At 62.8% G+C, this 25,956-nt stretch carries 17 protein-coding genes; 11 read left to right on the top strand and 6 right to left on the bottom strand.

Annotated features, from left to right (window positions below; genetic code table 11):
• Positions 1–4 precede the first annotated feature (4 nt).
• The gene (gene purD / locus ACO06F_RS05130; RefSeq protein ID WP_421695611.1) at positions 5–1,279 is read right to left on the bottom strand and encodes a phosphoribosylamine--glycine ligase; all 1,275 of its coding nucleotides are present in this window, start codon (positions 1,277–1,279) and stop codon (positions 5–7) included.
• 81 nt (positions 1,280–1,360) lie between these two features.
• Here purD and xseA point away from each other — a divergent pair, with 81 nt between their 5' ends.
• Positions 1,361–2,758 (top strand): exodeoxyribonuclease VII large subunit, encoded by a 1,398-nt coding sequence (xseA, locus tag ACO06F_RS05125; RefSeq protein ID WP_421695610.1) that lies wholly within the window; start codon positions 1,361–1,363, stop codon positions 2,756–2,758.
• Positions 2,759–2,762: 4 nt separating this feature from the next.
• On the opposite strand, the gene ACO06F_RS05120 is transcribed toward xseA, so the two are convergent.
• Positions 2,763–3,992, bottom strand: coding sequence for an aminopeptidase (locus tag ACO06F_RS05120; RefSeq protein ID WP_421695609.1), 1,230 nt, complete (start codon positions 3,990–3,992; stop codon positions 2,763–2,765).
• Positions 3,993–4,074: 82 nt separating this feature from the next.
• Here ACO06F_RS05120 and ACO06F_RS05115 point away from each other — a divergent pair, with 82 nt between their 5' ends.
• From ACO06F_RS05115 to ACO06F_RS05105, 3 genes are all read left to right on the top strand, one after another.
• Positions 4,075–4,371 (top strand): DUF2093 domain-containing protein, encoded by a 297-nt coding sequence (locus ACO06F_RS05115; RefSeq protein WP_421695608.1) that lies wholly within the window; start codon positions 4,075–4,077, stop codon positions 4,369–4,371.
• A gap of 274 nt (positions 4,372–4,645) precedes the next feature.
• Positions 4,646–6,043, top strand: coding sequence for a class II 3-deoxy-7-phosphoheptulonate synthase (locus ACO06F_RS05110; protein ID WP_421695607.1), 1,398 nt, complete (start codon positions 4,646–4,648; stop codon positions 6,041–6,043).
• 82 nt (positions 6,044–6,125) lie between these two features.
• Positions 6,126–6,812 (top strand): glutathione binding-like protein, encoded by a 687-nt coding sequence (locus ACO06F_RS05105; RefSeq protein WP_421695606.1) that lies wholly within the window; start codon positions 6,126–6,128, stop codon positions 6,810–6,812.
• Here the strand turns inward: ACO06F_RS05105 and ACO06F_RS05100 are convergent.
• The gene (locus ACO06F_RS05100) at positions 6,809–7,708 is read right to left on the bottom strand and encodes a DMT family transporter (RefSeq protein ID WP_421695605.1); all 900 of its coding nucleotides are present in this window, start codon (positions 7,706–7,708) and stop codon (positions 6,809–6,811) included. The two genes, ACO06F_RS05105 and ACO06F_RS05100, sit on opposite strands and share 4 nt — an antisense overlap.
• Positions 7,705–8,556, bottom strand: coding sequence for a DMT family transporter (locus ACO06F_RS05095; protein WP_421695604.1), 852 nt, complete (start codon positions 8,554–8,556; stop codon positions 7,705–7,707). The genes ACO06F_RS05100 and ACO06F_RS05095 overlap by 4 nt, the downstream gene beginning before the upstream one ends.
• Positions 8,557–8,821: 265 nt before the next feature.
• On the opposite strand from ACO06F_RS05095, the gene cysS reads away from it, so the two are divergent.
• From cysS to rarD, 3 genes are all read left to right on the top strand, one after another.
• Positions 8,822–10,153, top strand: coding sequence for a cysteine--tRNA ligase (gene cysS, locus ACO06F_RS05090; protein ID WP_421695603.1), 1,332 nt, complete (start codon positions 8,822–8,824; stop codon positions 10,151–10,153).
• 73 nt (positions 10,154–10,226) lie between these two features.
• Positions 10,227–11,813: a citramalate synthase gene (gene cimA / locus ACO06F_RS05085; protein ID WP_421695602.1), complete on the top strand. Its 1,587-nt coding sequence runs from the start codon at positions 10,227–10,229 to the stop codon at positions 11,811–11,813.
• A gap of 90 nt (positions 11,814–11,903) precedes the next feature.
• A complete protein-coding gene (gene rarD, locus ACO06F_RS05080) occupies positions 11,904–12,821 on the top strand; it encodes an EamA family transporter RarD (RefSeq protein ID WP_421695601.1) in 918 nt (305 codons plus the stop codon).
• A 7-nt stretch (positions 12,822–12,828) separates the two neighbouring features.
• Here rarD and ACO06F_RS05075 read toward each other — a convergent pair whose 3' ends face one another.
• Complete coding sequence (locus ACO06F_RS05075; RefSeq protein ID WP_421695600.1) at positions 12,829–13,428, bottom strand: TIGR00730 family Rossman fold protein; 600 nt, start codon at positions 13,426–13,428, stop codon at positions 12,829–12,831.
• A gap of 168 nt (positions 13,429–13,596) precedes the next feature.
• Here ACO06F_RS05075 and ACO06F_RS05070 point away from each other — a divergent pair, with 168 nt between their 5' ends.
• From ACO06F_RS05070 to ACO06F_RS05055, 4 genes are read left to right on the top strand one after another with little or no spacing between them, the layout of a single operon-like run.
• Positions 13,597–15,249: an Ig-like domain-containing protein gene (locus ACO06F_RS05070; protein ID WP_421695599.1), complete on the top strand. Its 1,653-nt coding sequence runs from the start codon at positions 13,597–13,599 to the stop codon at positions 15,247–15,249.
• Positions 15,250–15,293: 44 nt separating this feature from the next.
• Positions 15,294–17,207 carry an ABCB family ABC transporter ATP-binding protein/permease gene (locus ACO06F_RS05065; protein WP_421695598.1) on the top strand — a complete coding sequence of 638 codons (1,914 nt, stop codon included), beginning with the start codon at positions 15,294–15,296 and terminating at the stop codon, positions 17,205–17,207.
• 41 nt (positions 17,208–17,248) lie between these two features.
• Positions 17,249–17,953 carry a phosphatidylserine decarboxylase gene (locus tag ACO06F_RS05060; RefSeq protein WP_421695597.1) on the top strand — a complete coding sequence of 235 codons (705 nt, stop codon included), beginning with the start codon at positions 17,249–17,251 and terminating at the stop codon, positions 17,951–17,953.
• Positions 17,953–18,783 (top strand): CDP-alcohol phosphatidyltransferase family protein, encoded by an 831-nt coding sequence (locus tag ACO06F_RS05055; protein WP_421695596.1) that lies wholly within the window; start codon positions 17,953–17,955, stop codon positions 18,781–18,783. The genes ACO06F_RS05060 and ACO06F_RS05055 overlap by 1 nt, the downstream gene beginning before the upstream one ends.
• A gap of 158 nt (positions 18,784–18,941) precedes the next feature.
• Here ACO06F_RS05055 and ACO06F_RS05050 read toward each other — a convergent pair whose 3' ends face one another.
• The gene (locus tag ACO06F_RS05050) at positions 18,942–25,532 is read right to left on the bottom strand and encodes a beta strand repeat-containing protein (protein WP_421696626.1); all 6,591 of its coding nucleotides are present in this window, start codon (positions 25,530–25,532) and stop codon (positions 18,942–18,944) included.
• Positions 25,533–25,956: the final 424 nt, after the last annotated feature.

The following is a 25,956-nucleotide window of genomic DNA, read 5'->3' as shown; positions in this document are numbered from 1 at the left end:
AGCCTCAGGCGTTGTCGTCCCGGGCCAAGGCGCGCCAGCCAATGTCACGGCGGTAGAAGCCTTCCGGCCAGTCGATGCGGTCCACCGCGGCATAGGCGCGGCTCCGGGCCTCAGCAACCGTTGCGCCGCGCGCGGTGATGTTCAGCACGCGCCCGCCATTGGCCAGAATCTTTCCCTCGCTCGCCGCGGTGCCGGCATGGAAAATTTCAACGCCCTCCATGGCAGCTGCGCCCTCGAGGCCCCGGATCTCGGTTCCCTTCAGCGGTTCGTCCGGATAACCCTTGGCGCACATCACGACCGTCAGGGCCACATCATCGAACCACCGCGCCGAAACCTTGTCGAGCGTGCCATCGCAGCAGGCGAGGAGCAGGGTGACGAGATCATCCTTCAGCCGCAACATCAGCACCTGGCACTCGGGGTCTCCGAAGCGGCAATTATACTCAATAAGCTTCGGCCCGTCCTTCGTCAGGATCAGGCCTGCGTAAAGCACGCCTACATAGGGGTGCCCCATCTCGGAGAGTGCGCGGATCGTGGGCTTCACGATCGTCTCCAGCGCCTCCTCGCACAGTGCGGGCGTCATGCATGGGGCAGGGGAATAGGCGCCCATGCCGCCGGTGTTGGGGCCTGTATCCCCGTCGCCCACGCGCTTGTGATCTTGTGCGGTGGCAAGCGGCAGGGCGTTCTTCCCGTCCGTCAGCACGAAGAAACTCGCTTCCTCGCCACTGAGAAACGCCTCGATCACACATTCCGCCCCGCCGAACTTGCCCGAGAAAATATCCTCGATTGCGGTACGGGCTGTTTCCATGTCCATGGCGACCGTAACACCCTTGCCGGCGGCAAGCCCGTCAGCCTTGATGACGATGGGGGCACCTTGCGCCTCAAGATAGGCTAGGGCCGGAGCCTTCTCCGTAAACCGGCCATAGGCTGCGGTGGGAATGCCGTATCTGGCGCAGATATCCTTGGTGAAGCCCTTGGAGCCCTCAAGCTGCGCTGCAAATTTCTTCGGCCCAAAGCACTTGATGCCGGCGCCGGCGAGATCATCCGCGAGCCCTTCAACCAGGGGCGCTTCCGGCCCAACCACGACGAGGCCGATGTTTTCCGCCCGGCAGAACGCGATGACGGCTGCGTGGTCAGCCGCTTTCACGTCCACATTGCGGGCGATCTGGTCCGTTCCCGGGTTTCCGGGCGCCACGAACAGCCTGTCACACAAGGGGCTTGCGGCAATGGACCAGGCCAGCGCGTGTTCTCGTCCGCCCGATCCGATGAGGAGAATGTTCATGGCGCAAAACCTTCGGTCCAAACCTTGCTTTCGCCCGCTTTCTCGCATTTGATGCCGCGGAATCAAAGCGCGGAATTCCTCATGTCCACTATCTGGGATCATGACCCGGAAACGGGCGAAATCATTGAAGATCCAAAATCCAACACGGGCGAATATTCGGTCTCCGAAATCGCCAACGCGCTGAAGCGCACGCTGGAGGATACGTTCGGCTATGTCCGCGTGCGGGGCGAGATTTCGGGCTTCAAGGGCCCTTCGGCCTCCGGCCACTGCTACTTCAGCATCAAGGACGAGGCCGCCAAGCTGGACGCCGTCATCTGGCGCGGCAGCTTCAGCAGGCTGCGCGCGAAGATGCAGGAGGGGCTTGAGGTGATCGCCACCGGCAAGATCACCTCTTACCCGATGAAGTCAAACTACCAGATCGTCATCGAGAACATCGAGCCTGCCGGTGTGGGCGCGCTGATGGCCCTGCTGGAGGAGCGCAAGAAGACGCTTGCCGCGGAAGGCCTTTTCGACAGCGGGCGCAAAAGGCCCATTCCCTATCTGCCGAAGGTGATTGGCGTCGTCACCTCACCGACGGGTGCCGTCATCCGCGATATACTCCATCGCCTCAATGACCGTTTCCCCCGCCATGTGCTGGTCTGGCCGGTGCGCGTGCAGGGGGAGAGCTGTGCGGCCGAAGTGGCGGCCGCCATCGCCGGTTTCAACGCCATGGCCCGGAGGCCGGATGTTATCATCGTGGCGCGGGGCGGGGGCTCGCTCGAGGACCTGTGGGGCTTCAACGAAGAGATCGTGGTGCGCGCGACTGCGGCCAGTGCCATTCCCGTCATCTCCGCCGTGGGCCATGAGACGGACACGACCCTCATCGACTTTGCCTCCGACCTTCGCGCACCGACGCCCACTGCGGCGGCTGAAATGGCCGTTCCGGTGAGAGCCAACCTCATTGCCGATCTCGCCAAGCACCATGCCCGCATGCAGGGCGGACTACGTCGCGGGATGGACGACCGCCGGACCCGCGTCATATCCGCGGCGCGCGCCTTGCCCCGGCCGGATGAACTCCTCGCACTGGTCCGCCAGCGTTTCGACTCGGCCTCTGGCCGTCTCGTTCAGGCGCTCAAGGCCAACACGCGAGAACATGGAGCGCGGCTCAACCGTGTGGCTCCGCGCCTGTCTCTCGCGCCGCTGCGCACAATAATCCTCTCGGAACGGCGTTCTCTTGAGTTATCTGGCCGCCGTGCCAGCCAGGCACTCTCACGGCTCGTCGCCTTCCAGCGCCAGCGGTTTGATGGCGTGGCAAAGCTTGCTGAGTCGCTCTCTTACAAATCAGTGCTCAGGCGGGGCTTTGCCGTGGTGCGGACGGAGAAGGGAAAGCCTGTGCATTCCGCCGGCGAAATCAAGCAGTGGCAACCCCTGCGGCTTGAGTTCGCCGATGGCGAAATCAATGTGCGGGAGGACAGCTCCAAGCAAGGCCGGCTTCTCTAGCCGGTCAAATCGCCCACTCGCCGTTGCGCATCAGTGGTTCTGCGGTGTCGTCCGCGAGAATGCCATCAACATTCAGTTCAGCCGATCCGATCATCCAGTCCACATGGACGAGGCTGGAATTCGCACCCAGTGCGGCAAGTTCTTCCTTCGAACGCTTTGATCCGTCCCGGATGTTTTCGGTATAGGACTGTCCAACCGCAATGTGGCTTGCGGCATTCTCGTCGAACAGCGTGTTGTTGAAGATGATACCGCTCTTCGAGATGGGGGATGAATGCGGCACCAGCGCAACTTCACCCAGCCGCGCTGCGCCCTCATCGGTCGAGATCAAGTCGCGGAAGGCGTCCGCTCCCTTATCGGCCGTCATCTCCACAATCCTGCCGCGCTCAAAGCGCACGCGAATGCCTTCGATGAGCGAGCCCTGGTAGGAGAGTGGCTTCGAAGAGCACACCGTGCCGTCGACCATCTCCCGGTGAGGAGCGGTGAACACTTCTTCAGTGGGAATGTTGGCATTGCAGAAGACGCCGTTGAGCGCCTTGCCACCGCCGCCCTTCCAGCTGTGCTCTTCCGCCAGCCCCAGCATGAGGTCCGTTCCGGGGCCGCTATATTTGAGAGCCCTGTAGCGGCGCTGGTTGAGGAACTCGGTCCGCCTGAGCAGCTCCGCATTATGGTGTTTCCAGGCCGCAATCGGGTCTGGCAGGTCAGCCTTGCTGCAGGCAAAAATCGCCTGCCACAGCCGGTCCAGGGCTTCGGTCTCCGGAACACCCGGAAACACCGATTTGGCCCAGGCAGGCGTCGCCGATGCGATGACGCACCAGTTGATCGCAAAACCGGTGATGAGTTCTAATGCCGGGCGGTAGGCCTGTGACCGCGCCTTGTTGGCACGCGACAGTTTCCCTGGGTCCTGCCCCGCGAGCAGGGCAGGATTTTCACCCGTTATTGCAAGCCGCGCCGCGCCACCGCGAAACGCGTCCGCCATGCCCTTGAACAGCCAGTCTGCTGCTGTGTCAAAAGCTGCATCTGGCGCATACCGGTATCGGGCGAGTGTCGTTTCATCATCCGCGTAAATGGTGGTGACAAGGCTCGCCCCTGCCTTGTAAGCGTGCTCGGTAATGCGGCGCACCAGGGTGACGGCATCGAGCGGCGCAGTGATGAGGAGTTGCTGGCCGGCTTGTATGTTGAGGCCAGTCCGCACAGCGAGTTCGGCGTAGGAATCGAGTAGCTTTTCATGTGTCATGGACGGGAATTTACACGCAATCGCAGCGCCAAGTCCAAAGTTTCGGCGCCATCAAAAAGGCATGGAGGGATCCTATTGCGTCATGATGAACTTTCTTGACCCTAACGAACCACATCGCCGCGAGGCGAAAGTGAAATACCTCGATGCTGACTTTCAGGTGCTTCGGGAAGGGGATTTCGTGCACTGTGCGGCGACAGGCGATGTCATACCGCTCGCCCGGCTTCGTTACTGGGATGTGGCACGCCAGATCGCCTTCGGCTCCGCCAAGGCGGCCTTCCAGGAGCGCCTCGGCTTACCACGCCATAGAGCGGAACCAGACCTCAATTTCCCGCTGGAGCAGGACAACGAGATTGGCCGCCAGAAAAACAAGCTGCGTTAGAAGTAGAAAAATGCCGCTCAATGGCTCTGCATCGGCAGCTCTCCGGACGGCGAAGAACAGCACGAACATCGCATTGACCGCCAATAGCTGTGCAAACACAGGCGGGCTGCCGGACATCAGGAACTCGTAGGCTTGGCCCCATCGGGCCTGGGTGATGAAGTTCAGCATGCCGTCCGATCAGGTTCGGTTGGGCTGGAATCCTAGCTGCAAGCCGTGTATAGGCCAAGCCGATTTAACATAAGGTAAGGGGCTTGTCCCCCGCTGGAGTACTTCGATGACGACGAACTGGACACCTGACAGCTGGCGCCATTTCCCGGTCGTGCAGGTGCCGGACTATGAAGACAAGGCAAAGCTCCAGTCGGTTGAGGGGCAGCTTGCAGGCTATCCGCCGCTGGTTTTTGCCGGTGAAGCCCGGAAGCTGAAGCGGAAGCTCGCCCGCGTGGCTGAGGGAAAAGGATTTCTTCTGCAGGGCGGCGACTGCGCCGAAAGCTTTGCCGAGCATTCAGCCGATAACATCCGCGACTTTTTCCGCGTGTTCCTGCAGATGTCCGTCGTGCTGACCTTTGCCGGCGGTCAGCCTGTCGTGAAGGTCGGCCGGATTGCCGGACAATTCGCCAAGCCCCGCTCCTCACCCACGGAGACGATCGACGGCGTCGAGTTACCCATCTACCGGGGTGACATCGTTAACGGGGCTGAGGCGACGCTTGAGTCCCGCAGGCCCGATCCCGAGCGCCAGATCATGGCCTATCGGCAGTCGGCTGCGACGCTCAACCTGCTGCGCGCCTTCGCGCAGGGCGGCTATGCGAATCTGGAGCACGTCCATAAGTGGACGCTCGACTTCCTCAAGGATTCGCCGGCCTATGAGCGCTACCAGGAGTTGTCCGACCGGATCACCGAGGCAGTTGGCTTCATGCGGGCTTGCGGCATCAATGCCGATACGGCCCCCCAACTTCGGACCACCGATTTCTTCACCAGCCATGAGGCGCTTCTGCTCGGCTATGAGCAGGCGCTGACCCGGGTCGATTCGACCTCCGGAGACTGGTACGCCACGTCCGGACACATGCTGTGGATCGGGGACCGTACCCGTCAGGCGGACCATGCCCATGTCGAGTTCATGCGGGGGGTGAAGAACCCGATCGGCCTCAAATGCGGCCCCTCGCTGAAGGCGGATGATCTCGTCCGGCTGATCGACACGCTGAACCCCGAGAATGAGCCCGGCCGCCTGACACTCATTGCGCGCTTCGGTGCGGACAAGGTGGAAAAGCACCTGCCAGACCTGATCCGCGCGGTGAAGCGCGAAGGCAAGGTCGTCGTCTGGTCCTGTGACCCGATGCATGGCAACACCATCAAGTCCACCTCTGGCTACAAGACGCGGCCGTTCGAGGCCGTGCTTTCCGAGGTTCGCCGCTTCATGAGCGTGCACCAAGCAGAAGGCACCCACGCCGGCGGCATCCATGTGGAAATGACAGGCAAGGATGTGACCGAATGCACGGGCGGCCTGCGCGCCCTGCGTGACGAGGACCTGAACGACCGCTACCACACCTTCTGCGACCCCCGCCTCAACGCAGCCCAGGCCCTTGAGCTGGCGTTCCTCGTGGCGGAAGAAATCAAGAAGGAAATGGCATCGCGCCCAAAGCCCGACGATGAGGACATCGTCGAAGCAGCGGAATAGGCTTTTCCAGAGCAGGGCGGGGCTTGTATCGAAGCTCCGCCCGGCTTAACTGTGACATCCACTGTTACGGAAAGAGCCTTCCATGATCGAGCTTTACCACTGGCCCACCCCCAACGGGCACAAGATCACGATTTTCCTGGAGGAGGCGGGGGTCGCCTATAACCTCCACCCCGTCGACATCGGCAAGGGCGCGCAGTTCGAGCCGGAGTTTCTGGCGATCTCTCCCAACAACCGCATCCCGGCCATCATCGACACCTCGCCGGCGGATGGCGGAAAGCCCGTATCGCTTTTCGAATCTGGCGCCATTCTGCTCTATCTTGCCGAGAAGACAGGGCTGTTCCTGCCGAAAGACCTGCGCGGCCGCGCCGAAGTGCTGCAATGGCTGTTCTGGCAGATGGGGGGCCTGGGCCCCATGTCAGGCCAGGCCGGGCACTTCGCCATCTATGCCGCAGACAAGATTCCCTATGCGATCGAGCGCTATATCAAGGAAGTGAACCGGCTCTACGGCGTCATGAACAAGCGCCTTGCGGACCGGGACTTCCTGGCGGGCGACTATTCGATTGCCGATATCGCGTCCTACCCCTGGGTCGTTCCCTATGAGCGCTACGAACAGAACCTTGATGACTTCCCCCATCTCAAGCGCTGGTTCGAGGCCATCAAGGCGCGCCCCGCGGTTGCGAAGGTCTATGGCGCCGTCAACCCTTCCTATTCGAAGCCCATGACGGACGAGGAAAAGAAAATCCTGTTCGGCCAGACGGCCAAGCGCTAGGGCACGGCAATCGGCATGGCCATCGCAGCAGGCCTTCGCCGGAATTCCGAAATGATGTGCATGAGCAGGGCGGTGAGCACGATGCCGCCGCCCGCAAGCGTCTGCAGGGATGGCGTTTCACCGAGGAACAGGAACACCCACAAGGGCGTGAAGGGCACTTCGAGGGCCGCCAGCAATGTGGCCTCCGCTGCTGGAATGCGTTTCGACCCGAAGGTGTAAAGCGCCAGCCCGGCTGCGTTCTGGACGATGCCGAAGGCCGCACAGAGCAGGAAATCATGCGTGGTGATGGACAGCGGATTGGCGAACCAGAAGCAGGCCAGCGAGCAGATCCAGGCTGAGGCCGCCATGGCCGGCAGCATGGGAACATCCCGGTGCTTGCGCATGATGGTGGTGAAGCCCGCCATGGACAGCGTCATCAGAACCGCCAGGAACTGCCCGAAGAGGCTCCCCCCGATTTCGCCCCCCCACAGCATGACGCCCACACCCAGCAGCGCGAATGAGCTGCCAATGAGCGTCGAGCGCGATGGCCGCTCGCCGATGGCGACAAAGGCCAGCGCCGCGGTCACGAAGGGCACGGTGGCGTATATCACCATTGCATCTGCCACCGTCGTGAACCGAAGCGCGCCGATGCCCGTCACCATGCCGGCCGCAGAGAGGAGGGCAACACCCAGCGCCGGCCAGCGAAGCGACCTCAGGATGCCCAGGCTGCGCCCACGCTCCATCATCAGAAACAGCACGAAGACCGCGGAGCCGGAGAAGATGCCGCGCCAGAACAGCATGGTCATCAGATCCGCATGAATGTTGCGGACGAAGAGGCCAGCAGAGGACCACGCCAGTGCAGCGCCCGCTGCCAGCAGCAGGCCGATCCGGTGCTGCCGGTGTTCACCGCTCGTCATGCCCTGGTCGCTTTCACGATATTGATGGTATTGGCCGCAAGGATGAGTGCGCCGCCAACCATCGACCAGGCGTCTATTCCTTCAGCATAGATGAGATAGCCCGCAAGCGCGCTGAGCGGCAGGCGCAGGAAATCCATCGGCATCACCACTGTTGCATCCGCCAGCGAAATCGCCTTGGAAAGGCAATAGTGGGAAGAGGTGCCGGCAAGCGCCACCACCGCCACCCATGGCCAATTGTGTGGCGAAGGCCAAACCCATGTCAGCCATGCCGGAACGGCACCCATGACGGACTGCATGGTGAACATGAAGAAGATCACCGTCAGCGCCGAGTCACGCCTGGTGATATATTTGGTGAGCGTCACCGACACGGCGAAAAGCACGGCTGCCGCCAGCGCCACCATGTGGCCTACGTTCAGCGTGAGCCCCGGTCTCACGATCATCAGAACGCCGCCGAAACCGACGATGAGGGCTGCAACCTTATAGCCGTAAAGCCGCTCACCCAGAAAGGCGGTGGCGAGGATCGCGATCCACAGCGGCATGGTGAATTCGATGGCGATCACCTCCGCCAGGGGGATCAGGAGGAGCGCGGAGAACCAGGCGTATTGCCCGACATAGTGCACACTGTTGCGAATGAGATGCAGCTTCAGCTGGGACAGCCTGCCGCGCAATCCGCCGTTCAGCATGACGATGGGAATGAGGATCAGCGAGGCAATGCCGCTTCGCAGCAGCATCACCTCGAACACCGAGACCTCCTGGGCAAGCTGCCGCCCGGCAATGGTCATGCCCAGCGTGGCCGTCAGCCAGCCCGCCATCCACACTGCCGCCTGGCCGACTTTCTGCTGCGCCACGCCTTGCCCCGATTCCGCCCGCAGCATTAACCAAGCGCGGGCAAAGCGGATAGGCCCGAAACGGCATGGCACGCCTGCCCGGCGCCCAAACCCTTGACCTTGGGCAATGCCTGACGCATGGTGCGGCCCAACATGACCTGCCGCCCCGCCACAGCCGCCATTTGCGGCATTATTATCTGCAGCTAGCACACATCCGCTGGCAGGGCGCCGCTTGACTTAAAATCCAAGATAAAGCGTTCCCGGGCCGGCAAGCCTGAGGAAAGACATGACGCTCCGCCTCTACAACACGCTGACCCGCACCAAGGAAGAGTTCACCCCGCTCGATCCTTCGAACGTGCGCATGTATGTCTGCGGCCCCACGGTTTACGACTTTGCCCATATCGGCAATGCGCGGCCGGTCATCGTCTTCGACGTTTTGTTCAGGCTCCTGCGCCAGCTCTATGGCAAGGAACACGTGACCTATGTCCGCAACATCACGGACGTCGATGACAAGATAAACGCCAGGGCCCGGGAGGAGGGCGTTTCGATCCGCGAGGTGACGGAGCGGACGACGCGGCAGTTCCATGCCGATATCTCGGCGCTGGGTGTGCTGCCGCCCACGGTGGAGCCGCGCGCCACGGAACATATCGCGGAGATGGTCACCATCATCGAGCGCCTCATCGCCTCCGGCCACGCCTATGCGGCCGACGGGCACGTGCTTTTCGATGTGCCCTCGATGAAGGATTATGGCCAGCTCTCCCGCCGCTCGCTGGATGAGATGCTGGCGGGCGCGCGCGTCGACGTGGCGCCTTACAAGCGCGGCGAGATGGACTTCGTGCTATGGAAGCCTTCAGACGACAACACGCCCGGCTGGGAGAGCCCCTGGGGCCGTGGCCGCCCCGGCTGGCACATCGAATGCTCGGCCATGAGCTGGAAGCATCTGGGCGAGGTCTTCGACATCCATGGCGGCGGCATCGACCTCGTCTTTCCGCATCACGAAAATGAAATTGCCCAGACACGCTGCGCCTTCGGCCATGGTGTGATGGCCAATGTCTGGATGCACAACGGCTTCCTGCAGGTCGAAGGCCAGAAGATGTCCAAAAGTCTCGGCAATTTCTTTACCATCAACGAGCTTCTGGCTGACTGGCCAGGTGACGTGCTGCGCTTCAACATGCTCAGAACACACTATCGCCAGCCCATCGACTGGACCTTGAAGAGCCTGGAAGAAAGCTGGCGCATTCTCGAAGGCTTCTTCGCCACTGCGGGTTCGGCCGGTGCAGAGCAAGGAACGATCGGGGACTCCGTGCTTGAAGCGCTGAAGGACGATTTGAACACGCCGAAAGCCATCGCGGAGCTGCACGCGCTCGATAAGCCCGGCCACCAGAAGGAGCTGGGGGAGACGCTGAAGGCTTTGGGCTTCACCGGCAATCTCGCGTCACCCAAGGCAGCGGCGGGCGTTGATGCAGCAGCCGTCAATGCCCTCATCACGGCCCGTCTCGAGGCCCGCAATGCCAAGAACTGGGCCGAGAGTGACCGCATTCGTGATGCGCTTGCCGCCATGGGCATTGCCATCAAGGACAACAAGAATGGCACCACCAGTTGGGAGGTGAAGCGATGAGCGCGCATGTCTCCAAGGCCGCAAGGCCAGCGCCGCGCGGCCTGCCGCTCTCTGATTGTGAAGGTGTCGCTTGATGTCCCGTGAACGCCTCTATCTCTTCGACACCACTCTGCGTGACGGCCAGCAGACGCCAGGCATCGACTTTTCGCTTGAAGACAAGCTGATCGTCATGGAGCTGCTGGATAAGCTGGGCATCGACTATATTGAGGGCGGCTACCCCGGCGGCAACCCCACGGACACGGCACTCTTCGCGGAGGAGCGGAACACCAGGGCCACCTTCACCGCATTTGGCATGACCAAGCGGGCAGGGCGTTCAGTCTCAAATGATACCGGGCTGCAGCAGCTGCTGCAGGCGAAGACCACCGCCACCTGTTTCGTCGCCAAGTCCTGGGACTATCACGTCCGCGTGGCGCTGGGCTGCACCAATGATGAAAATCTGGACTCGATCCGGCTGACGGTTGAAGCCGCAAAGGCAGCTGGCAAGGAAGTGCTGATCGATTGCGAGCACTTCTTTGATGGTTACAAGGCAAACCCTGCCTATGCACTTGCTTGCGCGGAAGTGGCTTACAAGGCTGGGGCGCGCTGGGTGGTCCTGTGTGACACCAATGGCGGCACGCTGCCGGGGGAGGTGGCCGCGATCGTGCGCGCCGTCATCACGAGTGTGCCGGGAAGCCACCTCGGCATTCACGCCCACAATGATACGGAGCAGGCGGTTGCCAATTCGCTTGCCGCCGTTGATGCCGGTGTCCGCCAGATCCAGGGCACGCTGAATGGCATCGGCGAGCGCTGCGGCAATGCCAACCTCGTGTCCATCATCCCGACGCTCGTTCTCAAGAAGCATTACGCGGACCGTTTCGAAACGGGCGTCGATGCGGACCGGCTTTCGCAGCTGACGCACATCTCCCGTGCCTTTGAGGAGCTGCTCAACCGCTCGCCCGACAAGCAGGCGCCCTATGTGGGCAAGAGCGCGTTTGCCACCAAGGCGGGGATTCACGCCTCGGCCCTGATGAAGGAGCCCGAAACCTATGAGCATGTGCCGCCGGAATCGGTCGGCAACCGCCGCAATGTTCTGGTGTCCGACCAGGCCGGAAAGTCCAACCTGATCGCGGCGCTGCAGCGCATGGGCGTTGCGGTGGCCAAGGACGACCCGCGGCTCGACGGCCTGTTGCGGGATGTGAAAGACCGGGAGGCGCAGGGCTATGCCTATGACGGAGCGGATGCCTCTTTTGAGCTTCTCGCCAGGCGGGCGCTTGGCGGTGTTCCCAAATATTTTGACGTGATTTCCTTCCGCGTCATCGTCGAGCAGCGTGACGATGAAATGATTTCCGAAGCCGTGGTCAAGGTGAAGGTGGATGACCAGGTCTACCTCAACGCAGGCGAAGGGAACGGTCCCGTCAACGCACTGGACGTGGCGCTGCGCAAGGATCTCGGCAAATATCAGCGCTACATCGATGACATGGAGCTCTCGGACTTCAAGGTCCGTATCCTCAACGGTGGCACGGGTGCGACCACCCGCGTGCTGATCGAAAGCCGGGACGGGAAGGGCAACCGCTGGTTCACCGTGGGCGTCTCCCCCAATATCGTGGATGCCTCTTTCCAGGCACTCTCGGACGCGCTGGTCTACAAGCTGGTGCGGGAGGGAGTTTCGGCGACCGATTGACAGCGAACGGCATGCGCAAGGGGCATGCGACCATGCCGGGCCGCCGTTTGCCTGCGGGGGTCCTGACCGCTAAACGCCCTGACGATGGCCATGGCCCACGAAAAACCCCTTTCCCGTTCGCTGACCAGTGCCGAAATCGGCGTGCTGCTGGCTGTTGCCGCGCATCTCGTCTGGGGTGGCATGGCTGTCTATTTCGGCCTCATCCGCTATATTTCCCCTGTCGAGATTGCGGTCAATCGCGGGGTTTGGGCGCTTCCGATCGCTGCTGCGATCGTGACCGCCTTCGGCCAGTGGCCGGACGTGCGGCGGGCCGTCATGAACCCAAAGCACCTGGCCATTCTTGCCCTCACATCCTGCCTCATCGTGTTCAACTGGGGCTTCTATGTCTGGTCTATCGAGGTGGGCCGCACTCTGGAATCGAGCCTGGGTTATTTCATCAATCCCTTGCTCAATGTGGTGATGGGCTATCTCTTCCTGGGTGAACGTTTCACCATGCCTCAGAAGGTGGCCCTTGGCCTCGCCACCATCGCTGTGCTGATCCAGACTTGGGCGCTTGGCCATGTGCCGTGGCTCGGGCTGATGCTGGCCTCGACTTTCTGCCTCTATGGCTTCCTGCGGAAGACCATTCCCGTGGGACCGACGCAGGGCTTCCTGATCGAGGTGGCCTTGGTGACGCCGCCACTGCTGGTGGCGCAGGGGTGGCTGATGTCAAAGGGGGAGGCGCATTTCGGCACCAACACATTCGATACGCTGATGCTGATGGGCTGCGGTGCCATGACGGCGGCGGCGCTGCTTCTGTTCACCGCCTCCATCCGCCGCATCCGCTATTCGACGGCGGGAATCCTGCAGTACATCTCGCCGTCCCTGGTGTTTCTCACAGCCGTGTTCATCTTTGGCGAGCCGATGAGCCCGCTGAAGCTGTTCTCCTTCATCATCATCTGGGTGGCGCTCGCCATTTTCTCGGCAGCGGCACTTCGCGAGGACTGGACGCGCCGGCAGGCCGGCTGAGGCGCGCCTACATCTTGTTGAGCAGCGGCTGCTCTGGCACCAGTTCGGGGGTGAGCTTCGCCCGGTGTTCGAAAGCGGGCACCACGTCTTCAGCGCGAGTCACCACGTCCATCCCGAACTCCAGCCCCTCGCGGATGAAGCGCTCGGCTCGCATGTGGTCGAACAGGGTCACCAGCGGGTCCCAGTAGCCTTCCACATTGCAGAGGATGATGGGCTTCTGATGCTGGCCCAGCTGCGCCCAGGTCGAGATCTCGGCCAGCTCTTCCAGTGTGCCAAGGCCGCCCGGAAGCGCCACGAAACCGGAGGCGCGGGCGAACATGGTCATCTTCCGCTCATGCATGTCGGCCGTCACCACGAGCTCGTTCACATCCGTCAGCATCCGCTCCCGGTTGGCGAGAAATTCGGGGATGATGCCCGTGACGTGGCCGCTGTTGTCCAGCACGGCCCGGGCCACCTCGCCCATCAGCCCGAGGCTGCCGCCGCCGTAGACCAGGCCAATCCCCGCCTGCGCCATGGCGGTTCCCAACGTGCGCGCCGCCGCCATGTAGGCGGGGTTACGGCCGTTGCCGGATCCGCAGTAAACGCAGAGTTTTCGGGCTGGGCTCATGGACGAACTCCTCAAAAACATCGAATCGCGACGATTCAACCCGCCGCAGGCTGTAAAAACCCTTCGCAAATCTTTGCCTAAATTGGAACAGCAGCTTATGAAGGGCCAAGATCTTTCGCCGCCTTGGGGTTTTGACCCGGGGTGGAGGCTATTGGGAACGGCAAAAACATGCAAAACAAGACCCCGATTTTGGTGCTGACCGGGCTCGCAATCGTTGCCGCGGCTGGCGTTGCCGGGCTGACGCGAGACCGCTGGATGGCTCCGGCTCCGCAAGTTGTCGCAACCGCACCCGTGGCCCCCGCGCCCGCGGAACAGCCCCCGGCACCTCCCGCGGCGACAACCGCGCCGGCTGAAACGCCAGCGCCGGCCACCTCCACCGAGACCACGGCCAACCCGCCAGCGGCACCTGCCGCGCCCGTGGCGCCGGAACAACCCGCACCTGCCACAGAAGCTGCAGCACCCGCCGCAGAAACGCCGGCCCCTGCTGCTCCTGAAAGCCAGACCACACAACAGGCAGCCGTTGCGCCAGCAGAACCGCCAGCATCTTCCAATGTCAGCCCGAAGCCGATGGTTCCCGCCTTTGACACCGTACGCGTGGAAAAGACCGGGGAAGCCGTTATCGCCGGAACAGCGCCTGCCGGGTCTGACGTCATCGTGAAGCTGGACGGGAAGGCAATTGGCCAGACCACCGCCAACAGCAGCGGTGCCTTTGTTCTGGTGCCCGAACAGCCTCTTCCCCCCGGAAGCGGCGCCCTGACCCTTGAGGCGAAGGGCAAGAGTGATGCAGCCCCCGTTGCTTCCGAGCAGAGCGTCGCCGTGATCGTGCCCGCCGCCGACCAGCCGCAGGAAGCTCTCGTGGCCGTGGTCAGCCCTGACCAGCCCACCAAGGTTCTGCAGAAGCCCACCGTGGCAGAGCCGCCAGCCGCGCCCGCCGCAACGGCAGCGGCCGGCACGGAAGCAGCGTCCAAAACGGATACCGAGGCCACCACGGCCGCGACAGCGGAAAAGCCCGCCAAGATGGTGAGCATCGATGCAGTGGATTATGACCCGAGTGGCAACATCGTGTTCTCGGGCCAGGGTGAGCCGGGGAACATCGCCAGGCTCTATATTGACAACAGCATCGTGGGCGATGCCACCGTTACAGCGGACGGCCGCTGGAACTTCTCAGGCACCGCCGACGTGTCTCAGGGCGTTCACACGCTCCGGGTCGACGGGCTCGATTCGGCAGGAAAAGTCCTGAACCGGATCGAAGTGCCGTTCTTCCGCGAGCAGCAGAGCAAGGTGGCGCTCTCCGCCCCCGCCACATCGCAGCCCGTGCAGGCAGCAGCGGAGCCGGCCGCTGCTGCTCCCGCGGCGTCCGCTCCCGCCGCTCCCGCCGCTCCCGCCGCAGCCGAGCCGGCCCAGACCGATGCCGCCACCACGCCAGATACTGGCGCCGCCCCTGCAGTGCCGGCAGCGGCTTCACCACCCGCTCCTGAGGCCGCTGCACCAGAAGCACCGGCCACCGCCCCGGCGCCTGAGGCGTCAGATGCGGCGGCTCCCCCCGCGGCGAGCCCTGCCGCAGCGCCGGCGTTGCCCAAGGATGGCCGGATCGTCATTCAGCCGGGCAACAACCTCTGGCGTATCTCGCGCGTGCTCTATGGCAATGGTGCGAAGTTCACCACGCTCTATGAGGCCAACAAGGACCAGATTCGCAATCCGAACCTCATCTATCCTGGCCAGGTCTTCAAAACGCCGGAAGTGGCGCCGAAAGTCGAGACCGTGGACCCCAAGCGCCGGGATCAGCTGCTGCCCGATGAAAACGCCGCAACAGGCCAGTAAATTCTGCTTTTTTTGAGCCTCGGGGCTTCCTATATGCTTGATTCATGAGCCGTAGGACGCCCCCCAGCACAGACAGTCAGATCGTGGCGGATGGAGACGAATGGTCCATCCTCCGCGACATGCTGCCCTATCTCTGGCCTGCAGGGCACCCGGGCCTGAAGGTCCGGGTGGTTCTGGCCATGGTGGCCCTGGTTCTCTCCAAGGTCGTCACGGTTTCGACCCCCTATGCCTTCAAATATGCAACGGATGCCCTGACGGGCAAGGCCGATGTCGCGACGACGGCTGTAACCGTGATCGTCTTCCTGGTGCTCGCCTATGGCGTTGGGCGAATCATGATGGTTGTGCTGGCCCAGATCCGCGACGCGATCTTCGCCAAGGTCAGCCAGAGGGCCGTTCGCGAACTCGCGGTGCGGACATTCCGCCATCTCCATGCGCTGTCCCTCAAATTTCATCTTGAGCGGCGCACCGGAGGCCTCTCGCGCATTGTTTCGCGCGGAACCATGGGCATCGACACGGTTCTCCGGTTCTCGCTGTTCAACACCTTTCCCACAGTGCTCGAAATTGCCTTTGTGGCGGGAATCCTCGCCTGGTCCTATGGCTGGGCTTATGCTGCGGTGATCCTGGCTACCGTTGTGGCCTATGTCTGGTTCACCTACGCCGCCACCGAATGGCGCATCAACATCCGGCGGGACATGAACGCCGCCGATACGGATGCCAATACCAAGGCGGTGGACAGCCTGCTTAACTTCGAAACCGTGAAGTACTTCGGCAACGAAGAGCATGAGGTGAGGCGTTACGCCCGTTCGATGGACAGCTATGAGGTGGCGGCCGTCAAGACCTGGGTGTCGCTCTCCGTCCTGAACTCGGGGCAGGCCGTGGTCTATTCGATTGGCCTCACCGCGGTGATGATCATGTCCGCCTTGTCGGTTAAGTCCGGCGCCAGCAGCGTGGGCGATTTTGTCATGATCAATGCGTTGATGATCCAGCTTTACATGCCTTTGAATTTCATCGGATCTTCCTACCGCGAGATCAAGCAGGGTCTGATCGACGTGGAACAGATGTTCACGCTTCTGAAAGTGAACGCCGAGATCGCGGACAAGCCCGGTGCAAAGCCACTGAGTGTTGGCCCGGCCGAAGTTGTGTTCGAGAACGTCAGCTTCGCATATGATCCCGAGCGCCAGATCCTCAAGAACCTGTCACTGCGTGTTCCCCCCGGAAAAACAGTGGCAATCGTCGGCCCGTCGGGTGCTGGAAAATCGACGATCTCGCGTCTGCTCTACCGTTTCTATGATGTGAATGGCGGCCGCGTGCTGATCGACGGCCAGGACATTTCGGATGTAACGCAGAAATCGCTGCGCGCTGCCATCGGCATGGTGCCGCAGGACACTGTGCTGTTCAATGACACGATCCGCTACAACATCCGCTATGGCCGGCCCGATGCCACGGATGCCGAAGTGGAGGACGCCGCCCGCATGGCACAAATCCATGATTTCGTGATGAGCCTGCCCAAGGGCTATGACTCGCTCGTGGGCGAGAGGGGCCTCAAACTTTCCGGCGGCGAAAAACAGCGCGTCTCGATAGCCCGCACCATTCTCAAAGGACCTCCGATCCTGATCCTGGACGAAGCGACATCGGCACTGGACAGCTTTACGGAACATCAGATCCAGGCAGCGCTCAAGAAAGTGTCGGAGAACCGTACCACACTCGTCATCGCCCACCGGCTTTCGACAGTGGTCGACGCCGACGAAATCATCGTTCTCGAGCGGGGCCAGGTGGCGGAACGCGGTACCCATGCCGAGCTTCTGGGCGACAATGGCATCTATGCCGCAATGTGGAATCGCCAGCGCCAGGCTGAGGAGGCGCTGGAAAAGCTCAAAGAGGTGGAAGAAGATGCCGATGCTGTCATTGGTCTGCGTGACCACACCGCCCGCCAGCGCGAGACGAGCTTCACCGCATGAGGCGCTTTCCAAACCCCAAGTGAGAAGCTAGAGCAGCCATCATGTCGATCAGCAAATCCGTTTCCGAAGTGCTCGTTCCCATCCACCGCGAAGGCTACCGCTTCATCGCGATCTTTGCCGCGGTCACACTCGTGCTGTTCTGGCTCCATGCGGGGCCCCTGGCTTGGGTGGGCGTCATCCTTACCCTTTGGTGTGCCTATTTCTTCCGGGACCCTGAGCGTGTGACCCCGCTGCGGGATGGGCTGGTGATCTCCCCCGCCGATGGCCGCATCAGCGCCATCGAGGAGGTGATCCCTCCGGTCGAACTTGATTTGCCGCGTGAGCCGGTCACGCGCATTTCCGTGTTCATGAATGTCTTTGACGTTCATGTGAACCGCTCGCCGCTGGACGCTGCCATCCGCCGGATCACTTACGTCCCCGGCCTCTTCGTCAATGCCGATCTGGACAAGGCCTCGCTGGACAATGAGCGCCAGGCGCTGACGCTGGAGCGGCCGAACGGTCAGAAGATCGGTGTCGTCCAGATCGCCGGCCTCGTTGCCCGCCGCATCGTGAAATTCGTCAACGAGGGCGAACACCTTGTTGCAGGCCAGCGTTTCGGTCTCATTCGCTTCGGGAGCCGTGTGGATGTCTATCTGCCGAAGGGTGTCGGTACGCTGGCCTGCATCGGGCAGCGCGCGGTGGCAGGGGAAACCGTACTCGCGGATCTCGATGCCCTGGAATCCTCCCGGCAGGGGCGCACCAGCTGATGGATAACGACGAACCAGGCAGTCTCGATCGCGGCATCGCCCAGGATGACCGGCAACGCCGGTTCCGCATGGTTCCGGTCCGCTATCTCCTGCCGAACATGATCACGTTGCTGGCCTTGTGCAGCGGCGTCACCGCAATCCGCCTCGCGGTGGAGGGGCGGTATGAGCTGGGCGTTGCCTGCGTGATGCTGGCGGTCGTTCTCGATGCCGTGGATGGCCGCCTTGCACGCCTTCTCAAGGGAACGTCGCGTTTTGGCGCGGAGTTGGATTCGCTGGCTGATTTCGTGAACTTCGGAGTGGCTCCCGCCATTCTCCTTTACACGTGGTCGCTCAATGGCCTGCGTACAGCGGGCTGGGTCATCGCCCTGATGCTGGCGATCTGTTGCGCCTTGCGGCTGGCGCGTTTCAACGTGGCGCTCGATGACCCGAACAAGCCGGCCTGGGCCAATCAGTTCTTTACCGGCGCTCCGGCCCCGGCGGGGGCAGGGCTCGCCCTGCTGCCGCTCTACTTGGGATTCCTTGGGGTAATAGATGACGGCCACGGCTGGGCGCTGGCCATTGGGCTTTATGTTGCTATGATTGCTCTTTTGATGGTCAGCCGCGTTCCGACCTTTTCCGGCAAGCACATGGGACGCATCCGCGGAGACATGGTGCTGCCTGTGCTGGTCTTTGCGGTTTTTGCCGCCATTTTGCTCATCGCCTATCCGTGGCAGTTCCTGACCGTTGTGAGCATCCTCTATCTGGCACTCATCCCCATTAGCATCCGCTCCTACCGCAGGCATGCCGCTGCAGACGCTCTCGCTGCAGACGTGGGGCCCGCCAGTAGCTGAGGCAACGGACGATTGATGGAAACCTTCAAGAGCGAAGCAGCTTCTGGTCAGCTTTCCGGACATTGAGCGCGGCCCGCGGGTTTGTCTAAGCGTCCGGCGCCCGCGCGCCGTCTAAATGCCCGGCCACAAGGGCCGGGCACTGATTGGTATCCCTCTCGTCACTGCGCCATGAAACCAGCGCTTTCCGCACCTTGCCGGGGAGTGAAGGTGGCCGTTACCTGTCTTGCCTCATTCATTCGAACGATGCAGCGCGATTTTCTGTTGCGGCAGGCACCGGACCACCCTTCGAAAGTAGACTCGTCATCAGGCGAAGCCTGAAGCACGACGCGCGTTCCCTCTTCAAAGCGCGGGTTGCATCCGGCAGCACAAGAGGTGCCCTGCGGCAGGGGCGTGATCGAGACCGAACCACTACCTGTTCCCGCCGGAACATAGCTCAGCTGGTAGATCGCCTTGGCACGGAAGATCGCCGTCACCTGCGCACCAGACTTCATTTTGAGCACGCAAGTCTTCTTGCTGCTCTTGCAGATGCCGGACCAGCCCACAAAGACGGATCCCGGTGCCGCTTCAGCGGTCATCCGCATTCTCAAGCCTGGTTCTGCGCCCACCAGGCAGCTGTTGCTGCAGCTTGTGACATCCGCGCCCGGCGAAAACCTGACCGTGCCTTCGCCGTTGCCACCCTTGGTATAGGCCATGTGATTTCCGTCCGCCCCGGGCTGAGGCTTTGCAACGAAGGTTGCGGTGACAGAGGAAGCCTGGTTGACGACAACGGTGCAGCGCGCTCCATCAATGCTGGCGCAATTACCGCTCCAACCGGAGAACGATGAACCTTCCCGCGCGCTGGCATCTACAGTCAATCTAGTACCTTCCCTCACGGTCACCTGCTTGCAGTTTGTGCCGCAGTCGCTCACCGTCTGGTTGGACGGCAGCCCGCCGAGCTGAGTGTCTCCGGCTCCGCTGCCCGTCGTCAGAACTTGCAGGGTCCACGACTTGGGAATGGCGGTGAAGGTCGCGGCTGCGTTTCTCGCACGGTCCATTGCGACCGAACAGGATGAGCCAGCCGTGCCCGCGCAATCGCCCGTCCAGCTGCTGAATTCATAGCCACTTTCAGGAATAGCCTGAAGGATCACCGTGTCCGTTTCCTTATAGCTGTTGGAGCAGGAACTGGAGCAGTCACCATAAGCGCCTGCAATGTTTGGCCGGACGAAGCCTCCTCCATTGCTGCCATAGGTGAGGCTGTGAACCCTCACAAAGCTGGCGGAGATGGTCCGGTTGCTGTTTAACTTCAGCTGGCAGTACCCGTTGCCGGTGATCGAGTCACAACCACCAGTCCAGCCGCCGAATGCATATTCGCCAGATGCGCGGTATGACAGCGTTACGTCTGTGCCGGCAGCAGCAACAACAGGCGAGCACTGCTGTTCTGAGCATTCCTGGGTTACTTGACCGTAGTCTGCAATGATCGTTCCTCCAATGCTGACCCCGAGAGCAAGTGAGTACGTCGGCACGAATTGTGCGGTGACCGTACGGTCGCCGTCCATGTTGATGATGCATTCGGGCACTTTGACACCTTCGCAGGCCTCACCCCAGCCGGTGAAGGTGGAGCCATCCGCCTGGGAGGCGGTGAGGGTGACGGAGGTGCCCGCGGTAAAGCTCTTGGTGCAGCTTTCCCCGCAGGCTTCGCCGTTGATGGTGACACTGCCGGTGCCGGCTCCGGCCTTGGTATAGGTCAGGTCATAGGTGGCGGGTGCGGCGGTGAAGGTGGCGGTGACGGCTTTGGCGGCATCCATGGTGACGGTGCAGCTTGCGGCGCCGGTGCAGGCCCCGCTCCAGCCGGTGAAGGAGCCTCCGTTCAGAGCTGTTGCGGTGAGGGTCACCTGAGTAGCGGCGGTAAAGCTCTTGGTGCAGCTTGTCCCGCAGGCTGCGCCGTTGATGGTGACACTGCCGGTGCCGGTTCCGGCCTTGGTATAGGTCAGGTCATAGGTGGCGGGTGCGGCGGTGAAGGTGGCGGTGACGGCTTTGGCGGCATCCATGGTGACGGTGCAGCTTGCGGCGCCGGTGCAGGCCCCGCTCCAGCCAGTGAAGGAGCCTCCGTTCAGAGCTGTTGCGGTGAGGGTCACCTGAGTAGCGGCGGTAAAGCTCTTGGTGCAGCTTGTCCCGCAGGCTGCGCCGTTGATGGTGACACTGCCGGAGCCGGTTCCGGCCTTGGTATAGGTCAGGTCATAAATGGCGGGTGCGGCGGTGAAGGTGGCGGTGACGGCTTTGGCGGCATCCATGGTGACGGTGCAGCTTGCGGCGCCGGTGCAGGCCCCGCTCCAGCCGGTGAAGGTGGAGCCATCCGCCTGGGAGGCGGTGAGGGTCACCTGAGTAGCGGCGGTAAAGCTCTTGGTGCAGCTTGTCCCGCAGGCTTCGCCGTTGATGGTGACACTGCCGGTGCCGGTTCCGGCCTTGGTATAGGTCAGGTCATAAATGGCGGGTGCGGCGGTGAAGGTGGCGGTGACGGCTTTGGCGGCATCCATGGTGACGGTGCAGCCTGCGGCGCCGGTGCAGGCCCCGCTCCAGCCGGTGAAGGTGGAGCCATCCGCCTGGGAGGCGGTGAGGGTGACGGAGGTGCCCGCGGTAAATCTCTTGGTGCAGCTTTCCCCGCAGGCTTCGCCGTTGATGGTGACACTGCCGGTGCCGGTTCCGCCCTTGGTATAGGTCAGGTCATAGGTGGCGGGTGCGGCGGTGAAGGTGGCGGTGACGGCTTTGGCGGCATCCATGGTGACGGTGCAGCTTGCGGCGCCGGTGCAGGCCCCGCTCCAGCCGGTGAAGGTGGAGCCATCCGCCTGGGAGGCGGTGAGGGTCACCTGAGTAGCGGCGGTAAAGCTCTTGGTGCAGCTTGTCCCGCAGGCTGCGCCGTTGATGGTGACACTGCCGGTGCCGGTTCCGGCCTTGGTATAGGTCAGGTCATAGGTGGCGGGTGCGGCGGTGAAGGTGGCGGTGACGGCTTTGGCGGCATCCATGGTGACGGTGCAGCTTGCGGCGCCGGTGCAGGCCCCGCTCCAGCCGGTGAAGGAGCCTCCGTTCAGAGCTGTTGCGGTGAGGGTCACCTGAGTAGCGGCGGTAAAGCTCTTGGTGCAGCTTGTCCCGCAGGCTGCGCCGTTGATGGTGACACTGCCGGTGCCGGTTCCGGCCTTGGTATAGGTCAGGTCATAGGTGGCGGGTGCGGCGGTGAAGGTGGCGGTGACGGCTTTGGCGGCATCCATGGTGACGGTGCAGCCTGCGGCGCCGGTGCAGGCCCCGCTCCAGCCAGTGAAGGAGCCTCCGTTCAGAGCTGTTGCGGTGAGGGTCACCTGAGTAGCGGCGGTAAAGCTCTTGGTGCAGCTTGTCCCGCAGGCTGCGCCGTTGATGGTGACACTGCCGGTGCCGGTTCCGGCCTTGGTATAGGTCAGGTCATAGGTGGCGGGTGCGGCGGTGAAGGTGGCGGTGACGGCTTTGGCGGCATCCATGGTGACGGTGCAGCTTGCGGCGCCGGTGCAGGCCCCGCTCCAGCCGGTGAAGGTGGAGCCATCCGCCTGGGAGGCGGTGAGGGTCACCTGAGTAGCGGCGGTAAAGCTCTTGGTGCAGCTTGTCCCGCAGGCTTCGCCGTTGATGGTGACACTGCCGGTGCCGGTTCCGGCCTTGGTATAGGTCAGGTCATAAATGGCGGGTGCGGCGGTGAAGGTGGCGGTGACGGCTTTGGCGGCATCCATGGTGACGGTGCAGCCTGCGGCGCCGGTGCAGGCCCCGCTCCAGCCGGTGAAGGTGGAGCCATCCGCCTGGGAGGCGGTGAGGGTGACGGAGGTGCCCGCGGTAAATCTCTTGGTGCAGCTTTCCCCGCAGGCTTCGCCGTTGATGGTGACACTGCCGGTGCCGGTTCCGCCCTTGGTATAGGTCAGGTCATAGGTGGCGGGTGCGGCGGTGAAGGTGGCGGTGACGGCTTTGGCGGCATCCATGGTGACGGTGCAGCTTGCGGCGCCGGTGCAGGCCCCGCTCCAGCCGGTGAAGGTGGAGCCATCCGCCTGGGAGGCGGTGAGGGTCACCTGAGTAGCGGCGGTAAAGCTCTTGGTGCAGCTTGTCCCGCAGGCTGCGCCGTTGATGGTGACACTGCCGGTGCCGGTTCCGGCCTTGGTATAGGTCAGGTCATAGGTGGCGGGTGCGGCGGTGAAGGTGGCGGTGACGGCTTTGGCGGCATCCATGGTGACGGTGCAGCTTGCGGCGCCGGTGCAGGCCCCGCTCCAGCCGGTGAAGGAGCCTCCGTTCAGAGCTGTTGCGGTGAGGGTCACCTGAGTAGCGGCGGTAAAGCTCTTGGTGCAGCTTGTCCCGCAGGCTGCGCCGTTGATGGTGACACTGCCGGTGCCGGTTCCGGCCTTGGTATAGGTCAGGTCATAGGTGGCGGGTGCGGCGGTGAAGGTGGCGGTGACGGCTTTGGCGGCATCCATGGTGACGGTGCAGCCTGCGGCGCCGGTGCAGGCCCCGCTCCAGCCAGTGAAGGAGCCTCCGTTCAGAGCTGTTGCGGTGAGGGTCACCTGAGTAGCGGCGGTAAAGCTCTTGGTGCAGCTTGTCCCGCAGGCTGCGCCGTTGATGGTGACACTGCCGGTGCCGGTTCCGGCCTTGGTATAGGTCAGGTCATAGGTGGCGGGTGCGGCGGTGAAGGTGGCGGTGACGGCTTTGGCGGCATCCATGGTGACGGTGCAGCTTGCGGCGCCGGTGCAGGCCCCGCTCCAGCCGGTGAAGGAGCCTCCGTTCAGAGCTGTTGCGGTGAGGGTCACCTGAGTAGCGGCGGTAAAGCTCTTGGTGCAGCTTTCCCCGCAGGCTGCGCCGTTGATGGTGACACTGCCGGTGCCGGTTCCGCCCTTGGTATAGGTCAGGTCATAGGTGGCGGGTGCGGCGGTGAAGGTGGCGGTGACGGCTTTGGCGGCATCCATGGTGACGGTGCAGCTTGCGGCGCCGGTGCAGGCCCCGCTCCAGCCGGTGAAGGAGCCTCCGTTCAGAGCTGTTGCGGTGAGGGTCACCTGAGTAGCGGCGGTAAAGCTCTTGGTGCAGCTTGTCCCGCAGGCTGCGCCGTTGATGGTGACACTGCCGGTGCCGGTTCCGGCCTTGGTATAGGTCAGGTCATAGGTGGCGGGTGCGGCGGTGAAGGTGGCGGTGACGGCTTTGGCGGCATCCATGGTGACGGTGCAGCCTGCGGCGCCGGTGCAGGCCCCGCTCCAGCCGGTGAAGGTGGAGCCATCCGCCTGGGAGGCGGTGAGGGTGACGGAGGTGCCCGCGGTAAAGCTCTTGGTGCAGCTTTCCCCGCAGGCTTCGCCGTTGATGGTGACACTGCCGGTGCCGGTTCCGGCCTTGGTATAGGTCAGGTCATAGGTGGCGGGTGCGGCGGTGAAGGTGGCGGTGACGGCTTTGGCGGCATCCATGGTGACGGTGCAGCTTGCGGCGCCGGTGCAGGCCCCGCTCCAGCCGGTGAAGGAGCCTCCGTTCAGAGCTGTTGCGGTGAGGGTCACCTGAGTAGCGGCGGTAAAGCTCTTGGTGCAGCTTGTCCCGCAGGCTGCGCCGTTGATGGTGACACTGCCGGTGCCGGTTCCGGCCTTGGTATAGGTCAGGTCATAGGTGGCGGGTGCGGCGGTGAAGGTGGCGGTGACGGCTTTGGCGGCATCCATGGTGACGGTGCAGCTTGCGGCGCCGGTGCAGGCCCCGCTCCAGCCAGTGAAGGAGCCTCCGTTCAGAGCTGTTGCGGTGAGGGTCACCTGAGTAGCGGCGGTAAAGCTCTTGGTGCAGCTTGTCCCGCAGGCTGCGCCGTTGATGGTGACACTGCCGGTGCCGGTTCCGGCCTTGGTATAGGTCAGGTCATAGGTGGCGGGTGCGGCGGTGAAGGTGGCGGTGACGGCTTTGGCGGCATCCATGGTGACGGTGCAGCTTGCGGCGCCGGTGCAGGCCCCGCTCCAGCCGGTGAAGGAGCCTCCGTTCAGAGCTGTTGCGGTGAGGGTCACCTGAGTAGCGGCGGTAAAGCTCTTGGTGCAGCTTTCCCCGCAGGCTGCGCCGTTGATGGTGACACTGCCGGTGCCGGTTCCGCCCTTGGTATAGGTCAGGTCATAGGTGGCGGGTGCGGCGGTGAAGGTGGCGGTGACGGCTTTGGCGGCATCCATGGTGACGGTGCAGCTTGCGGCGCCGGTGCAGGCCCCGCTCCAGCCGGTGAAGGAGCCTCCGTTCAGAGCTGTTGCGGTGAGGGTCACCTGAGTAGCGGCGGTAAAGCTCTTGGTGCAGCTTTCCCCGCAGGCTTCGCCGTTGATGGTGACACTGCCGGTGCCGGTTCCGCCCTTGGTATAGGTCAGGTCATAGGTGGCGGGTGCGGCGGTGAAGGTGGCGGTGACGGCTTTGGCGGCATCCATGGTGACGGTGCAGCTTGCGGCGCCGGTGCAGGCCCCGCTCCAGCCGGTGAAGGTGGAGCCATCCGCCTGGGAGGCGGTGAGGGTCACCTGAGTAGCGGCGGTAAAGCTCTTGGTGCAGCTTGTCCCGCAGGCTGCGCCGTTGATGGTGACACTGCCGGTGCCGGTTCCGGCCTTGGTATAGGTCAGGTCATAGGTGGCGGGTGCGGCGGTGAAGGTGGCGGTCGTTCTCGCGTCGGCCGACGCGATGAAACTGCACGTCGTGCTGGTTCCGGTGCAGGCGCCGGACCACGATACATTGCCGGAACCGATGGTAGCAGCGCTGAGGACAATCAGAGTACCGTCATCCACCGTTACTTCGCGGCAATTGTCAGCACATCTACGGGAAACGAGGCTGTTGGGAGAGGTGATGCTAACTCTGCCTGGCCCGGCTGTGGAAAACGTAACAGTGCGGGTGACGGCAGGGGGTGGTGCAAATTCAACTCTGACGTTGCTTTCTTTCGTGATTTCCAGAAGGCAGCTCCAAGCCGAGCCGCTACACTCTCCAGACCAGGTGACGACGTTGTTGCCAGTGGGGCGTACATCGATACTAACCGTTGTACCGACCGGATATCTGGCCGAGCAAACACCGCCATTGCACGTTACGGTACCACCGCTTGTCTTGACGATATTGAGGGCATAGTCGGACGGGAGGAAGTTGACATCTATGAGTTCACCAGCTGTGACGGCAATTTTGCAGATTTTGCCGGTAGTGTCGCAACTGACCTGAGAACCT

The sequence above is a fragment of the Aestuariivirga sp. genome (assembly GCF_965227715.1).
In the GTDB taxonomy this organism is placed as follows: Bacteria; Pseudomonadota; Alphaproteobacteria; order Rhizobiales; family Aestuariivirgaceae; genus Aestuariivirga.
Note: the sequence above shows the minus strand (reverse complement) of the source record. Positions and strands in the feature narration are given on the sequence as shown.

What these genes read in the sequence shown, in the direction of transcription:
- ACO06F_RS05110 (WP_421695607.1), top strand. Translation starts at nt 4,646, where the DNA reads ATGACGACGAACTGGACACCTGACAGCTGGCGCCATTTCCCGGTCGTG.
- rarD (WP_421695601.1), top strand. Translation starts at nt 11,904, where the DNA reads ATGGCCCACGAAAAACCCCTTTCCCGTTCGCTGACCAGTGCCGAAATC.
- ACO06F_RS05105 (WP_421695606.1), top strand. Translation starts at nt 6,126, where the DNA reads ATGATCGAGCTTTACCACTGGCCCACCCCCAACGGGCACAAGATCACG.
- ACO06F_RS05075 (WP_421695600.1), bottom strand. Translation starts at nt 13,428, where the DNA reads ATGAGCCCAGCCCGAAAACTCTGCGTTTACTGCGGATCCGGCAACGGC.
- ACO06F_RS05100 (WP_421695605.1), bottom strand. Translation starts at nt 7,708, where the DNA reads ATGACGAGCGGTGAACACCGGCAGCACCGGATCGGCCTGCTGCTGGCA.
- ACO06F_RS05065 (WP_421695598.1), top strand. Translation starts at nt 15,294, where the DNA reads ATGAGCCGTAGGACGCCCCCCAGCACAGACAGTCAGATCGTGGCGGAT.
- ACO06F_RS05060 (WP_421695597.1), top strand. Translation starts at nt 17,249, where the DNA reads ATGTCGATCAGCAAATCCGTTTCCGAAGTGCTCGTTCCCATCCACCGC.
- ACO06F_RS05070 (WP_421695599.1), top strand. Translation starts at nt 13,597, where the DNA reads ATGCAAAACAAGACCCCGATTTTGGTGCTGACCGGGCTCGCAATCGTT.
- cimA (WP_421695602.1), top strand. Translation starts at nt 10,227, where the DNA reads ATGTCCCGTGAACGCCTCTATCTCTTCGACACCACTCTGCGTGACGGC.
- ACO06F_RS05115 (WP_421695608.1), top strand. Translation starts at nt 4,075, where the DNA reads ATGATGAACTTTCTTGACCCTAACGAACCACATCGCCGCGAGGCGAAA.
- xseA (WP_421695610.1), top strand. Translation starts at nt 1,361, where the DNA reads ATGTCCACTATCTGGGATCATGACCCGGAAACGGGCGAAATCATTGAA.
- ACO06F_RS05055 (WP_421695596.1), top strand. Translation starts at nt 17,953, where the DNA reads ATGGATAACGACGAACCAGGCAGTCTCGATCGCGGCATCGCCCAGGAT.
- cysS (WP_421695603.1), top strand. Translation starts at nt 8,822, where the DNA reads ATGACGCTCCGCCTCTACAACACGCTGACCCGCACCAAGGAAGAGTTC.
- ACO06F_RS05120 (WP_421695609.1), bottom strand. Translation starts at nt 3,992, where the DNA reads ATGACACATGAAAAGCTACTCGATTCCTACGCCGAACTCGCTGTGCGG.
- purD (WP_421695611.1), bottom strand. Translation starts at nt 1,279, where the DNA reads ATGAACATTCTCCTCATCGGATCGGGCGGACGAGAACACGCGCTGGCC.